General features: G+C 53.1%; 13 protein-coding genes and 1 pseudogene. 4 read left to right on the plus strand and 10 right to left on the minus strand.

Features of this window, described 5'->3' with window-relative positions; genetic code table 11:
• Positions 1–9 precede the first annotated feature (9 nt).
• From HFP08_RS19615 to HFP08_RS19660, 10 genes are all read right to left on the minus strand, one after another.
• Positions 10–864, minus strand: coding sequence for a sugar phosphate isomerase/epimerase family protein (locus HFP08_RS19615; RefSeq protein ID WP_168122299.1), 855 nt, complete (start codon positions 862–864; stop codon positions 10–12).
• Positions 865–893: 29 nt separating this feature from the next.
• Positions 894–2,039, minus strand: a complete 1,146-nt coding sequence (locus HFP08_RS19620; RefSeq protein ID WP_168122300.1) for a GNAT family N-acetyltransferase — start codon at positions 2,037–2,039, stop codon at positions 894–896.
• A gap of 2 nt (positions 2,040–2,041) precedes the next feature.
• Positions 2,042–2,863, minus strand: a complete 822-nt coding sequence (locus HFP08_RS19625; protein ID WP_168122301.1) for a Gfo/Idh/MocA family oxidoreductase — start codon at positions 2,861–2,863, stop codon at positions 2,042–2,044.
• Positions 2,864–3,874, minus strand: coding sequence for a Gfo/Idh/MocA family protein (locus HFP08_RS19630; protein ID WP_168122302.1), 1,011 nt, complete (start codon positions 3,872–3,874; stop codon positions 2,864–2,866).
• The gene (locus HFP08_RS19635; RefSeq protein WP_168122303.1) at positions 3,871–4,848 is read right to left on the minus strand and encodes a Gfo/Idh/MocA family protein; all 978 of its coding nucleotides are present in this window, start codon (positions 4,846–4,848) and stop codon (positions 3,871–3,873) included. The genes HFP08_RS19630 and HFP08_RS19635 overlap by 4 nt, the downstream gene beginning before the upstream one ends.
• A gap of 4 nt (positions 4,849–4,852) precedes the next feature.
• Positions 4,853–5,695, minus strand: coding sequence for a sugar phosphate isomerase/epimerase family protein (locus tag HFP08_RS19640; protein ID WP_168122304.1), 843 nt, complete (start codon positions 5,693–5,695; stop codon positions 4,853–4,855).
• A 79-nt stretch (positions 5,696–5,774) separates the two neighbouring features.
• Positions 5,775–7,349 carry an extracellular solute-binding protein gene (locus tag HFP08_RS19645; RefSeq protein ID WP_168122305.1) on the minus strand — a complete coding sequence of 525 codons (1,575 nt, stop codon included), beginning with the start codon at positions 7,347–7,349 and terminating at the stop codon, positions 5,775–5,777.
• Positions 7,350–7,407: 58 nt separating this feature from the next.
• Positions 7,408–8,289 carry a carbohydrate ABC transporter permease gene (locus HFP08_RS19650; RefSeq protein ID WP_168122306.1) on the minus strand — a complete coding sequence of 294 codons (882 nt, stop codon included), beginning with the start codon at positions 8,287–8,289 and terminating at the stop codon, positions 7,408–7,410.
• Between the two features lie 9 nt (positions 8,290–8,298).
• Positions 8,299–9,240 (minus strand): ABC transporter permease, encoded by a 942-nt coding sequence (locus HFP08_RS19655; RefSeq protein ID WP_168122307.1) that lies wholly within the window; start codon positions 9,238–9,240, stop codon positions 8,299–8,301.
• Positions 9,241–9,384: 144 nt separating this feature from the next.
• The gene (locus tag HFP08_RS19660; RefSeq protein WP_168122308.1) at positions 9,385–11,613 is read right to left on the minus strand and encodes an AraC family transcriptional regulator; all 2,229 of its coding nucleotides are present in this window, start codon (positions 11,611–11,613) and stop codon (positions 9,385–9,387) included.
• 243 nt (positions 11,614–11,856) lie between these two features.
• On the opposite strand from HFP08_RS19660, the gene HFP08_RS19665 reads away from it, so the two are divergent.
• The 4 genes and pseudogenes from HFP08_RS19665 to HFP08_RS19680 form a co-directional block, all read left to right on the plus strand.
• The gene (locus tag HFP08_RS19665; RefSeq protein ID WP_168122309.1) at positions 11,857–13,512 is read left to right on the plus strand and encodes a copper amine oxidase N-terminal domain-containing protein; all 1,656 of its coding nucleotides are present in this window, start codon (positions 11,857–11,859) and stop codon (positions 13,510–13,512) included.
• Positions 13,513–13,742: 230 nt separating this feature from the next.
• Complete coding sequence (locus tag HFP08_RS19670) at positions 13,743–13,985, plus strand: spore coat associated protein CotJA (protein WP_168122310.1); 243 nt, start codon at positions 13,743–13,745, stop codon at positions 13,983–13,985.
• Positions 13,978–14,241: a spore coat protein CotJB gene (locus HFP08_RS19675; RefSeq protein WP_168122311.1), complete on the plus strand. Its 264-nt coding sequence runs from the start codon at positions 13,978–13,980 to the stop codon at positions 14,239–14,241. The genes HFP08_RS19670 and HFP08_RS19675 overlap by 8 nt, the downstream gene beginning before the upstream one ends.
• 100 nt (positions 14,242–14,341) lie before the next feature.
• Positions 14,342–14,542 (plus strand): annotated as a pseudogene (locus tag HFP08_RS19680) (manganese catalase family protein); the annotation flags it as partial.
• Positions 14,543–14,793 lie beyond the last annotated feature (251 nt).

Genomic DNA, 14,793 nt, shown 5'->3' on the forward strand with positions numbered 1-14,793 from the left:
CTCCCATCTCTATCCTTCTTGCAGGAAGGCTCTGGCATTCGCCAAGCCAATGCGCGAGCCTCTTATGCTATCTTCCATGCCTTCAAATTCCAGCGAAACATAACCGGTATAATCCTTCGCCTTCAAGCAGCGCAGCACTTCCCGAACATCAATATCGCCATGTCCGAAAATCGCTCCTCTCAAATATCGTCCGCCCGCCGATTGAAAAAAACCTTCGCCCGGATCGGCATTCGCGGGACGAACGTAGAAATCCTTCAGATGAATCATCGTCGCCAAATGAACATTCCGCTTGACCGCAATGACCGGGTCCTCGTCCCCGCACAGAAAGTTGCCGATATCCATCGTCAACCCGAAGCGTTCTCTTCCTACCTTGCCTATTAAATATTGGATGCGATCCGATCCTTGCAAATAAAACCCGTGGTTCTCCATGGAAGTCGCGATCCCGAATTCCGCCGCGTAATCCGCGATGCGTCTGCATGCTTCCGCCAATCCCTCGACTTCCCCGGCGAGCGTCCGCATATCGGCATCTCTGCGCCAGGCGACATCATGGCGCATATGAGCGCTGCCCAAGCGGCGCGCAATATCGACTTGCCGCTTCATTCGCGCGATTTCTTCTTCGAAGGCTTCCGAATCGAATGGGTCGAAATTCGCATTCACCGCGTAATTGGATATGCTCAGTCCCGCGGAGCTTGCTTTATCCCTGATTTTCTCCGGCATTCCGCTTTCATGAATATCGAATCCGGCGGGCACGATTTCAATATGCTCGCAGCCCTCGTCCGCGGCCCATTGCACAACATCCAGAATGGACATTCTTCCTTCCTTCATTTCCCTGACCAGACTATACGAGCTTAATCCCAGCTTCATCTTCTCGCACTCTCCCTCCAAGCTTTCTATCACACATAGAGCAGTCCGTGAGGGCTGGGCAGTGGGATCGGCAGCGCCGCTGCGGGCTGCCAGCCGGGAATTTCCCGGCGTCCTCCGGCTTCGCGGGACGGACAGAACAAGTAATCGATCCATTGCCGGGCGGTCCATTCCATCGTCTCCCCTTCCGCGAGCAGCCTGACTCCCCGCGCCTCTCCTTTCTCCGTGCGCATCTGCTCCTCGCCGGGCAATGAACAGCCCCGCCTGGTCCAATAAGGCTCAAGCTGCGCAAGCAGACGCTGCGGGTCCACGATATGAATCGTCCCCGGATACTCGCCATGCGTCATGCTCTCGCCTCCCAGCCGCTCGATCAAATCCGTCTCGTGTCCGGGCAGAGACACCAGCAGCTTCGGAAGGGAATGCCTCTCGATCGCGCTGGCAAGCAGCTCGGAGACAACCCCGGCGTCGCCGGCCCATTCGATAGCTTCGGGCTGTCTTGCGGACCCTCCGCCCTGCGGCAAGGTATAGATTAGAAATCCCTTAAGCATGCCTTCCCGCTCCGCAACGAGAACCCGATGAACATGCCTCATGCAGCTCGCCCGCGCTTCCGCTTCGATTAATTCGGCAAGATCCCTCAAGCTGTAGTCAAAGCCGACGAAGCGCCCGGCTGCCAGTCGGTTCATGCCGAACCAGTCGTGAGCGGATAGAGGCCGAATGAGCAGCGTACCCTTCGCGCCCCCCAAAGCTGCCTTTGCCCAATTGGAGTCAAGCTCCGCCTTGCGCATATGCCCATAAGACAGGCAGGCCGCCCGTTCATAAAGCGAGCGCGCTCCGGACACGAGCATCAGCGACGCCCCCGAGCGATCGATATGCTCAAGCACCGCATCCATGACGCGGCTGGCAAAGCCTTTTCCCCTTGCTGCTTCCTCCGTCCCTACTTGACCAAGCAGGAAGGCGTCCAGCCTCGCCTCTCCGACTCTAATGACGGCAGGCACAAGCCCCATAAAGCTGACCAGCCTTCCGTCCTCGAAGGCGCCGAACGATTGAGAGAGCGCCTTCGAGAACGAATAGGGGAAAGCCGTCTTCATCGAGCTCTGGCCCTCGCCGCGAAATAGGCGGTCGGACAACGATATCGCCTGCCCCCACTCGTTTCGCTTCAAACGTCGAACTTCCTCCATCCTCATTCTCCTCCATCCGCGCCGCAAAAGGCGTCTATGAATTCGCGCACAACTCCGTCGAACGGGGAATCTCCCCAATATTCCTTCCGGATGCTGCCCGTCTCCTCCTCGAATGCCGAGCTGTGCTGGGCGAACAAATCGAGATGAAGCATCTCGTCCTCCGCCGCCAAGTCGATTCTCCAATCCTCTTGCAACAAGCTTCTCGCGCCGCGCTTCTCTCTGAAATCCGCGCAGACCGCGGTTCCCGAATCCGATTTGAGCAGCAATATGCCCTCCCCTACCCGCTCGCCGCCGCGACCAAGCTCCCGATGAAGCAGGGTCAGCCTCTCGTCCAGCAAATAAGAGATCAGGTCGAGAATAACCTCCTCCGCGTCTCTGCTCGCACCGCGAAATGTCCCTAGTCCGGCCGAAAGCTTCAACAACGTCGGGCGTCCGCTGACGCCGGAATGCAATCGACGCCGCGCTTCCCGCAGAGACGGGGCGTAGCGAAGCGGATAAGCCGCATGCGGACGCAGACTCTCGATTGTCCGAATCCCCGCCGCGATGGGACTTTCGGCCAGCACCGGCATACGAAGCTTGCCAAGCGCCTCCGCTTGCTCGCCGCCTGGCCTGATCGCGGCAGCGACCACAACCGCGTCCATCTGGACAGCGAGAAAGGAGGACAGCGACCGACAGCTCCTGAATGCTTGCTTGACCCCCGCTTTAAGCGAATGCTCGCCCTCCCCATCCGCCCATAGGGCAGCCGGCTCGGCTAGGCGCATAATGCTGGCTGCATATTCTTCGGCATGCGGATGCGAAAAACCGATCATTCCGATTCTGACCAACTAGCTCTCTCCTTCCTCTTCCCGGACCGCATGCATCGTTATCAGACTCCCGATCTCCATCGAACGCATCCCCAATCGGGCCAGCTTCAACGCCTCCAGCGCATCCTGCGCAGTGATAACAGGGCGTTCCCCGAGCAGTATGCAGTCGCGAAAATGCCGGAGCTGCCGGTAATACGGATCCTTCTCGAGCAGCATGGAAGGAACGGAAACAGCTCCGCCGCCATTTTTTTCCACGGACAAGCCTCGAATTGACAAAGGAGGAGAGCTCGACGATTCCGCATAACTTCCCGCCGTTCCCAGCGCTTCGAAGGAGCTCTCGAAGCGAGGATAGTTCCATGAAGCCTCCAGACGCGCAATCATGCCCGACTTCATCCGGGCAGCGAGCACGGCGTGTCGGCAGAGCTCGCTCTCTCCCCCGCTGCCGACAGCGAACACGCTTTCAACCTCGCCGAAGGTCCATCGCAGAAAATCAAGATCGTGAATCATCAAATCGAGCAGAACGCCGCCGCTTTGCGCCGGATCCGCGTACCATTGACCGTCTCGCCCGGGATTCGTCCCATGCCTTGACGCCAGGAAGCAACGCATCGTTCCTAGCGCTCCACCCCGAATTTGCCGCCTGGCCTGGGCATACGCCGGAAAAAAACGCAGCACATGGGCAATGTAAAGCTGAACGCCTGCTTTCCTGCAGCCCTCGATCATATCAATCGCATCCTTCTCCTCCAACGCAATCGGCTTCTCGCAGATGACATGCTTCCCGTGCGCCGCCGCTTCGAGCGTGAACGTCTTGTGAAGAGGCGTCGGAATGCAGAGATCGACAACCGCTACCTCTTCATCCTGAAGCAAGGCTTGCCAATTCTCCATGGCTGCGGCTCCATATTCGGCGGCTGCGCGGCGAGTTTGATCCGCATTGCGCCCTAATAAAGCAACCAATTGAACATCGGGCATGGAGCTCCAGGCAGCCGCATGAATGCGACCCATCGCGCCCGTGCCGACTACGGCAACCTTCATCATGCCGGAAGCTTGCCTTTCAGCATCACTCTCTGCCCGATTCTGGCCGATTCATAGGCCGCCAGCGAAATCTCCAGCGTATGAAGCGCGTCCAGATAATCGGATTTCAGCCTTCCGGGATCTCCATGCAAGACGGCTTCGATGAACGCCCGATCCTGCTCGAGGAACACATTGCCGGTTTGACCTTCAATCGTAGTCGTTCGCCCGCGCTCCGTGAAGGTCAGCGTCTTGCCCGACAGAGCAAGACGGAAGTCCTTGCCCAGCACCTCGATGCCGCTTCGCCAATCCGGCTGAATGCAAGCCGTATCCACATGTCCGACGGCGCCGGAGACAAATTCCAGACCCGCGCAGACCGTTGATGGAATCGTGGCTCCCGGCCGATCCTCAAGCAGCCCGTAATTCATCAGTCCGTAGACCGATTTGACATCCCCCGCCAAATAACGCACCATATCGACCGTATGGGTGGCCATCTCCACCAGTTGTCCTCCCGATCGCTCCAGCTCGCGCCACCAGGGCGTCTCTACAAAGCCGCACAAATGATGCGCCCGCACCATGCCGATTTCTTTGCCTTCCAGATAGCTTCTTGCTTGCGCCGCGACGTCGTGATATCTCAGGCAATAGCCGGCTGCCGCAACAATGCCGGCGCGCCCGATTGCGTCCGCCTTCTCCGACACCCGCCCCATATCCAGTCCAAGCGGCTTCTCTACAAGAAGATGAATGCCTCTTGCCGCAGCCTTTTCTTCGATATCATTGTGCGCAAACGGCGGCACGCAGACGAACAAGGCGTCAATACGCTCCCGACCCAGCATCTCGTCGAGATTATCGTAGGCCCGCATCCCGTATGCGCCCGCCGCCTTCTCGGCATTGCTCTTCACAACATCGCATACCGCCGTCAGCTTGACATGCTCCAGTTCCTTCAAAGCATTGAAATGCGTCTTCGCTATGCCTCCGGCTCCGACAAACGCCACCTTCACCATGGTCTCATCTCCTCTTTTCTCCCGGACCTTCGTTGATGATCGCGTCCAATTGACGCGCCGTATCGTAGACGGCCTGCAGCGGGTCTTCCCCATATGCCGAAATTTCCGCCGTCAACGTGTCTTCATATCCGATTTCACCCAGCGCCCGCATCACTTCCTTCCAGCGGACATCTCCCGACAGCAGGGGCACGAAGCCGTGATAATGGCCGGCCGCCCTTCTGAAATCCTTCGCATGCACCTTCGCGATGCGACTGCCCAATATTCGTATCCATTGCTCCGGATGTCCGAACAGCATCACATTGCCGATATCGAAATAGACCTTCACATAGTCGGAGCCGAGCTCGTCGACATACCTCGCCATCTCCATCGGCGACAACAGAAATTTGTTCCATACATTCTCAATGCCGATGCGCACGCCTGCCTGCTCGGCAAGCGGAGCCAGCTTGGCAAGCTCCTCCTGGCTTCGTTCATAACATTGGTCGTACGCCACTTCCTCCGTGCAATAGGCAGGAACCGTCAATACGGTATCCAGACCAAGGACGGAAGCGATCTCCAATTGTTTTTTTACAACATCGCGGCCGCGTTCTCTGACGGCCTGATCGGGCGATGACAGGGAATTATCCCACATAAGGCCGGTAGACAAACTTTTCAGACCAATGCCGCTTTGCTCGGCCAGGGAAGCGATCTCCCGCATCTCCGCTTCCGTGGACGCCATCGTGAATCCGACCCGATCCTCTTTGTTCAGCGTTAGCTCGAGGGCGTCGTAGCCGGCCAGAGCGCAATGCCGGAACACCTCGTTCATCGCCATCGCTCTCGGAAAGCTCCAATGATTAATCGACAATAACATGCGGACATTCCCCTTCCGTATGGAGGAACCGGCAAGGCATTCGCCCCGCGGTTCCTCCCGTTTTCACCGACAGCGAAAATTAATTCGCTGCCGCAAGCTTGTGGATTTCCACAAAGCGGTCCAATCCCGCCTTCTTAAGCGCTTGAATATATTTCTGCCAATCGCCGTCCTTCTCCGGATCGAGCTGCCCCATCACGAATTGCACCGAATATTGCTCCTTCACATCGTCGATATTCGTCTGCAGCTTGGCCTTCTCCTGACCAAGCTCCTCCGTCCAATTGAAGAACGGCTTCTTCTCGTTCTCCCAATTCGCGAAGGCTTCGGAAACCTGAAGATCAATCAAGGTTTGCGGCGAGGATTCCACCATATCCAGATCTCTGTTCAAGAAATACTCCATCCCGTATTCCAGCAATTTGTCGCGCTTGTCGGGATCATTCTCGATACTGGCCAGAAACGCGGGTTTTCCGTCCTTCATTTCATACGTCTCGCCTTCGACGCCCCATTCATGCAATCGGGTTCCTTCCGGCGTGACGGACCAATTGACATACTCCAGCAGACGATCGAGGTTTTCCTGCTTGATTCTGTTCGTGAATACCGGACCGTAAGAATAGAAGGGATCCTCCCGCACTGCGAGACCGGGCTTGCCGTCCGCGCCGATAATCGTTCCCGACCAATTCCAGTTCACGCCCGCGATATCCTTGCTCTCCATATTGAAATCGGCGGCGCGAGAGCCGTAGCTCCATTCGATATAGGTCTTATCCGAATAATGCCGCTGAAGCCATTGATCGTACGTAATCGTGGCGAATTCCTTCTCGATCAGATTTTCCTTGTACAGCTTATGAAGAAATTTCATCGATTCCCGGTATTTGTCCGTCGCGGGTCCAAACACGATTTCATTATTCAGATCCGGATCGGCGAATATGCCGTAGCTCGTGCGATTCGCCTGATCAATGCCCCATACCAGGCCGCCGATGCCTCCGCGATTCGTCATCGGCACGGAATCCGGGAACTCCTTCTTGAGCGTTTTCAGTACTTCGTAAAGTTCGTCCAGCGTCTGGGGAAACGCAATGCCCAGCTTCTCGAACACATCCTCGCGGTAGATCCAGGCATTCGAATGTGTTCTGTAATTTTTGATGGGCAGATAGTAGAGATTGCCGTCCTCGTTGCCGGCTTTCTTCATCACAATGTCCCATTCCTCGTCCGTCCACAAATCCCGATAGTTCGGAATCTGATCAAGCATGTCGTTGACCGGAAGCAAGTAGCCCTGTCTGCCCAGGTTTTTGACAAATTCGGGATTGTTGACATGCAAGAGCGCTTCGGGATAATCGCCGCTTGCGAACATGACGCTAAGCTTCGTCTCCGTATCGGCGTTGACCCAGGTGTAGATCGGATCGAACTCGATATTGAATTTGTTCTCGATCTCCTTATGCACCAGACTTGGAATCGGAAAGGTCGATTTCCACACCTCGGTTCCCGCGTAGATTTTGACCGTATCCGTCTTGTCGCCGCCTGTCGCTTGCCCATTGCCTTCATTCGCTTCTTTTGTCGCCCCGGCGCCGTTTCCGTTATTGCCTGAATTGCCGCTGCAGCCCGCAAGCAGCCCTGCCGTTAACGCCATGATCATGAATAATGCCGTTATTCTTCTTTTCGCCATCTTGAAACCTCCCTTATCTAATGGACATGCTTCTATCGATAACACGACATTCCGTGCGTTATCCCTTCAACGATCCGATCATAACGCCTTTGACAAAATAGTTCTGAATGTAGGGGTAGACGAGCAGCATTGGAACAATCGAGATAATCAGCGTCGAATATTTGACGCCCTCCGACGATACCGGCCTCTGGTCGGTGCCCGACCTGGCCGCAAGATCCGCCGCCATCTGCTGGTCCAGCACAATTTCCCGCAAAATGAGCTGCAGCGGAAATTTGTCGGTATCTCTTAAGTAAATAAGCGCCTGAAAATAGGAGTTCCAGTGTCCAACCGCGTAAAACAACGCAATGGTCATGATCGGAGCCATCGACAACGGAATGACGATGCGGAACAGAATGGACAGCTCTCCGGCTCCGTCAAGCTTCGCAGACTCTTCAAGCTCCTGCGGGAAGCTGCGAAAGAAGCTCATCATAATGAGCAAATTCCAAACGCTGAGCGCCGTAGGCAGAATAAGGGCCAGATAGCTGTTGTACAAGCCGAGAGCATTCACGAGGATGAAGCCCGGTATTAATCCGCCGCCGAAAAACATCGTGGCGACGATGAGGAACAAATAATATTTCCGAAAGGGCAGCTTGCTTTTCGACAACGGATAAGCCGTCAGAATCGTCAAAGCGATGTTAATCAGCGTGCCTCCTCCCGTAATCAGAATCGAATTCAGGAAGGATCTCGGAATAAGCGAATCCTTGAAAATCGCCTTATAGCCTTCTAGCGAAAATTCCTTCGGAATCAACGTAATCCCGCTCTTCGAAATCGCGTGCGGCGTGCTGAAGGAATACGCCAGAATGTTGAGCAGCGGAATCAGGCATGCCAGCAGCACAAGCAGCATTGCGGCGTGAACAACAATATCAAGCATCCTGGACGATAACGAGTTGTCGTTGACCATAGCTCCTCCTTACCACAGACTTTCGTCCGTCATTTTTCTCGAAAGCGCATTCACGGTTACCAGCAGGACCAGATTAATCAAGGAGTTGAATAAGCCCACGGCGGTCGCGAAGCTGAATTGCATATCGACCAAGCCTCTGCGGTACACATAGGTGGAGATTACATCCGCCGTCTCGTACGTTGCCGGACTATACATCAGGATAATCTTCTCCGTGCCCAGGCTCATGAAGTTGCCCACCTCCAGAATGAGCAGAATCATAATCGTCGGCCTTATCGCCGGCAAGGAAATATGCCACATCTGGCGAATCCGGCTCGCTCCGTCCAGCACGGAAGATTCATACATGTCCGAATCCACCTTCGACAAGGCGGCAATATAGATCACCGCTCCCCATCCCAGTCCCTGCCAGATGCCCGATCCGACATAGAGCGTCCGAAACCAGGCGGCATCGCCGAAGTAATAATGGAAGTCGAGACCGAACCAGGCATGCAAAATTTGGTTGATCAGTCCGTTCTCCGGCGATAACAGCAGCTTCATCATGCCGACAACCGCTACGACCGAGATGAAATGCGGCAGATAGCTGACCGTCTGCACCAGCTTCTTGTATCTCAGCCGCCTGACTTCATTAAGCAGCAGAGCGAACAGGATCGGAAGCGGGAAGCCGAAGATCATGCCATACAGACTGAGCAATAGCGTATTTCGGAGCAGCTTCCAGAAGTTGGCCCCGTAGATGAAATCCTTGAAATGCTCGAATCCGATCCAGTCGGCCCGCATGATGCTTTCGAAAAAACTGTATCCCGCCATCATCTTGAAATCCTTGAACGCGATGAGGATGCCGTAAAGCGGAACGTAATGAAACAGAATAAAATAGACGAGCGCCGGAATCATCATGATCGAAAGCACTTTCGTTTTCTTCAGATGCCTCCACCGTTCTCTTGCTGTCGCGTGAGTCATGGATCGACCTCCTTGTTCTGGGCTGACTCCAATGTACCCGGCAGCGGCAGTCCGTGAATACGACCAATATCCGTTCGGACACACCTCTTTTGAAGTATGCAAAAATTGTTCCCTTGTTGGAATATAGCGTCCTCGCCTTCGCGGCTATCTCACGTTCGCGTCGCGGTAAGCGGTCGGCTGGACGCCCATCACCCGTTTGAACGCCCGTCTGAATGTTTTGTCGCTGTTATAACCGACCAGAGTCGCGATTTCCTGAATCGATTTCTGCGAGTCAATCATATATTCGCAAGCCTTGCTCATGCGTATTCGCTCGACAATCGTCGAGAAATTATCTCCCGCCCTTTCCTTGAACAGATGAGAAATATAGCTCTCCGATATGGCGTATCGTTCACTCAGCGAATTCAGAGATAAGCTCTGGTCCGAATAATGAGACTGCACATAATCCAGCATTTGATTGGCGAGATCGGAGGTCTGCGCTTGCTTCCGCCGCTCGTTTGCCCGGCACAGCTCCAGAAAGGAGCCCTTGATGCTTGAAAATCCCGCTCGTTCTTTCTCTTCCTGATCAAAACTCGCAGCCGGGTCCAATTTCATGAGCGTCGCTTTCATCTCATACAGAAGCAAATCCCGATAGTCGGAAGACAGCAGCCGCCTCTCGAAATTTTCCGTATAGATTAAGCCGAACAATCGTTCCAGACTTGAGCCGTCGCCTGATCTGCATGCGTTGATTAACTGAACCTCTAGCTCAACCGGATAGAAAATTTCCGAAGAGAAATCCAATTCGGAGGCTAACACAATTTTATTGACCGGTGTGTGGTCCAAAGCGGTTCGCGTTTCTTGAAAGGAGCTCCAGGAATCCATAAGCTGCACATGCGGACGTCCAAGCGCGATTTTGACGGTTAATTGGAATTTATTCACGGCCAATTGCACAAGCTGCTCCATGACAGTTCGCAGTTCATCCTCGGCCGCGCTCCCATGCTCGTGGAAAGAGGAATACAAATACGCAAGCGATCTTTCGGACACATCCATCGAGACATGTTCGCCGCTTAGCAAATCATCCAGCATATTTTTCAGAACGAATTTTCCGAAATTCAGCTTTTTCAGGAGCTTGTCCGATATTCCCCCCTCATACTCCTCCATTTCGATCACGATCCAGATATAGCGCTCACCCTCCAGCCGAATGCCGGCATGCTCGGCGAACGCCGTAATTTCTTGCTCACTCTTGAAGCTCCCCGCGATCAGCTTCTCCAGAAATACCCTGTAGAAGAGCGGCGTTTGCTCCTCCACGATGTCCTCCAGCTTCTTGTTCCTGGAATTCAACTCCAGGAATGTTTGCTTCATCTCCGCGAATACATTCTTGATGCCATCCTCTTCATAATGCTCGCGAATGGCTTGCATCAGCTCCCGAATCGGCCGGCTCTGCCTGTAGGCAAGCAGACATGCCGCCAGGGCGCCAAGCGCGAGAATAACGGATGTGATTATTGCCGTCATTTTTTTGATATAATACGCCTTCGCGAACAGCACTTCCTTCGGCGTGACCGCCACGAAGCTCCAGTTGGAATAACTGGATTTGACATAGGAGATCAGCACATCCCGCCCGTCGATCATTGCCTGAACCTGGCCCTTGAAGCCCTCTTCGTTCTGAACCCGTTCAACGTCAAAAGCTCCCGCCTCGCTCGTTGATGCCATCATCTGACCGCGATCGTCGAAGATATAGGCGTCTCCCTGGAAGTGATCCGACAAAGAATCGAGCAAGCTGCTGATATGCTCCGTTTCGAGGAAGATGGCGATAGCGCCGTACGGCTTCGCGTACATGCTGGTCGACAGCGGGCTGACATACGCGATCGTATCGACCGATTCCTTCATGACCTTCGTCGGCTGAGGCGGCATGAAGCGGCGTTCACCCGACATGAGCGCATCGATGAATTGCTCGTAAGAATAGTCGCCGTATTTGTGGAAAATCTCATATTCGGCGGCTCCGTGATAGATCGCCTCGCTCGTTATCGTCGTATCCGAATTGTGGAAATAGATATTGAAATCGAGCGCTACGCTGTTATTGAGGAGATAATACTGCAAATCGTTCATTAACAAATTCAATTCGTAATAATCATCGTCTGTTAAAGGAAGGGAGGCGTCCATAAAGTGAAGCACCTTCGGGTTGACAGAGAGGCGGTTGAGCAGACTGACGACCATATCGAGCTGACCGTCCAGCGAAGACTTGCTGTGCTCAAGCACCATCAGGCTCGTATTCTGCACCTCCTCCTCCAGAATGTTCACCGTCTTCTGATAGGCAAACGATCCGATGGCGATCGGAATGCACAGAATGATGAGATAGGAAAGGAAGAAGCGGGCGAATATTTTCGGTCTGCTTTTCAAGAATCGTTCCCCCTCTATTCGTTTTTCTTACCTTTAAGTGTACAAAATATGAACCTACTCTATATACACACAATATTTTGATTTCAGCCCTTTTGTTGCTATCGTCATGCCATATCCAAGCTTTTCAAGATTCGAACGTCTGGCAAGAGCTCCAAAGATTTACAAATCGACTCTCTCTCTAGTACAATATGTATAGTTTGATAGTTCCATAGACTCATACATATAAAGGGAGAGATTTGGTGAATGGTTAGACGTTGGAAAGCAAGCAAATTGTTCTTATTATTACTTTCGTTCACGCTCGTAATCGTAGCGGGCTGCCAGGCTGTGGGCGGCTTGAATTTGAACCAGGTGCTGATGAACTCGCTGAAGGTTACTTCCAGCGAGAGCAAGCAAACAATCGAATTTCAGTTGAATCTGGACGAAGATGCAATGGCGTTTTATGAGACTGATGAGATGAATCCTGTGATTGAATTGCTGTCCAAGATTAAATTGGAGCTTAGGGATGTGAAAATTCAGGACAGCTCGCATCTTTCTTTGAACGGAAATCTGCTGTTTGGCGACAATAAGGGTCTCGACTTTGCGCTTCGCCTATCAGACACAATGATGGAAATGGAGCTGGAAGGCGCCAAACAGCCGTTCATGATCGATCTGAGCGGCGATGCGCTCGCTTCAAGATACGGCATCGATGTGACGGAAGCTGGGAATGTGAGTGAGGAATCGATGGCGGAGCTTGGGATGAATATCATGGATATTGTGGGCGGTTACGCCATTGATAATCTTCCGAATCCGGACAGACTGACCGCAAGCCCTGTATTCGAGCCGGTAAATGGGGTTAATACCTCGATGATACATGTCCATGCCGAGATGAACGGTTTGGAGATGTGGGAATGGCTCGGGAAGTACGTGGACGCTTTGCTGACCGATCAGGACGGCTTGGAAGAAGCTTTAACGGGCATTATTGAAGTGCTGGGAGCTAATGAAGAACTCTGGGAAGCCATCGGTGAAGTCAATCCTTTCCAGACCGGCGAGCTTGACGCGCCGACTAACGAAGAAATGGTCGAAGAAGCTGCAACGGCGATTACAGATATGTTGACGGAATTAAGAACGGAACTGGATATGGCTGAGGACGATTCCGAATTCGCTGCAGAGAAAGATGCGCTGAAGGAAGCGGTAAATGTGACGTCTGACCTGTACGTGGATGGGAAACTGAATATCCGCAAGGAGCAATTTGAGCTGAACTTCTCCATGGCCCCCATTGAAGAGGCTGAGACAGCTCAAGCTGGCGATCAAGCTGAAGATTACTTTGAATTCATGGATTCTTACGAAAATCCGTCTTCTCCAATGAAAGGCTTCACGCTGAAGTTTTCCAAAGAACAATGGAATGTGAACGGCGAGGTTGAAGCTGAAGCGCCGATCGTTCCGGAAGATGCTATTGGCATCGAAGAGCTGGAGAATAGACAAGGTTATCAAATGTTGAAGCTGTTCGAGGAAGATTCTTTCATCTACGACCTTCTGAAAAACAAAATGCACATTACAAAACAGACCTATTCGGCATATAGCGACGACTACTACAATCCGCCGATCGTCACGCCAGAGGGTATCACTATCGTGCCGCTTCGCGATCTGACGGATGCGTTCGGAGCGACGATTGAGTATGACCCAGAGACAAGGTCGATCGAGGTATACGACGAAGCGACGGACACGACAATATTGATGCAGATCGGCAGCGATAAAGTAATCATTAACGGTGTAGAAGAGCTCTGGCCGACAGAAGTGACGCTTGTCGAATCAACCGCATATGTGCCTGCTCGCAAGCTGGCGGAAGCGCTTGGAGCGTCCATCGAATGGCAGACGTTGTACGAAGATTGGAAAATGTTGAACATCGAACGCGAATTGTAGAAACAAGTGCATGCAGAATAGAAGCAAAGCAAAGGAAACATCGGCAGACCTGATTAAATTCACTTCGAAAGCCGCTTATATCCCCAGTCGTTGTTCTCACTTATGTAGTGAGAGCAACGGCAGGGGAAGCTTCCTAAGCCCCTCTTCACCGCCCCCCCACATGCTAGGAATATTGTCCAACCCCTCCCACATACATTGGTTCGAGATCAACTTAGAGAGGAGGACATAGGATGAGCGAGAATCAAGCTGGCTACCGCTATTACGAGCCCTATGTCAGCCAGTTCGACCCCTGCCCGCCCATACGGGTGAAAAGCTATGATGTTCCCCCGCAGCTGTTCATGCCGTTCCAGCCGCCGAATTTGCCGCAGTTTTCACCGCATGAAGCACTGAAGTATGGAACGCTTTGGCCCGCGCTGTACAGTAATTACATCCCGACCGGAGAGCGGCTGAAGGCAGGTGAGCAGCATGGCTAAGCAGATGGACGACGCCTATTACAAGCTTCTGCATGATTTGCAGGCCGTCGATTTCGTGCTCGTTGAATTGAATTTGTTCCTCGACACCCATCCGAACGACGCAAACGCGCTGCAGCAGTTCAATCAGTACGCCGCGCTGCGAGCGCGGATCGCCCAGCAATACGAAGCGAGCTACGGACCGCTCATGAACTTCGGGCACAGCATGTCCGGCTCGCCTTGGCAATGGAACGACACGCCGTGGCCTTGGCAGGTATAGGGCGTCTATGCCTTGTGTCGATTGTCCCGACAACCATCCAATTCGCAAGCAGAGCTTCCCGAAATCCCCGCTGCTTGCATACATTTAGGAGGTAGCGCGCATGTGGGTGTACGAGAAGAAGCTGCAATATCCGGTTCGCGTCAGCAAATGCGATCCGATGATGGCCAAATTTTTGCTGGAGCAGTACGGAGGCGCAGACGGCGAGCTCGCGGCCGCGCTTCGGTATTTGAACCAGCGTTATTCCATTCCGGATAAGGTCATTGGATTACTTACAGATATTGGGACGGAGGAATTGGTACATCATAGTTATAAGTAATAAAAGGACACTCGGAATTGAGTGTCCTTTTATTTATAGATGATTGTACGACATATGCTTAATCGACACTGAGTTCAGCAAAAATAAGAATCTTTAAAGCATGAAGCCATTCAAGGTCAATTTAATACATTGCTATTAGTATTCTGGACAGTGAAAAGTTCTCGTCAAAAAATGGACACATGGTAAAACAACCCAATCAAGCGAATCTGTGATATCCTTACGGTTCCTACGCCGGA

The organism is Paenibacillus sp. HB172176 (assembly GCF_011947265.1).
Lineage (GTDB): Bacteria > Bacillota > Bacilli > Paenibacillales > Paenibacillaceae > Pristimantibacillus.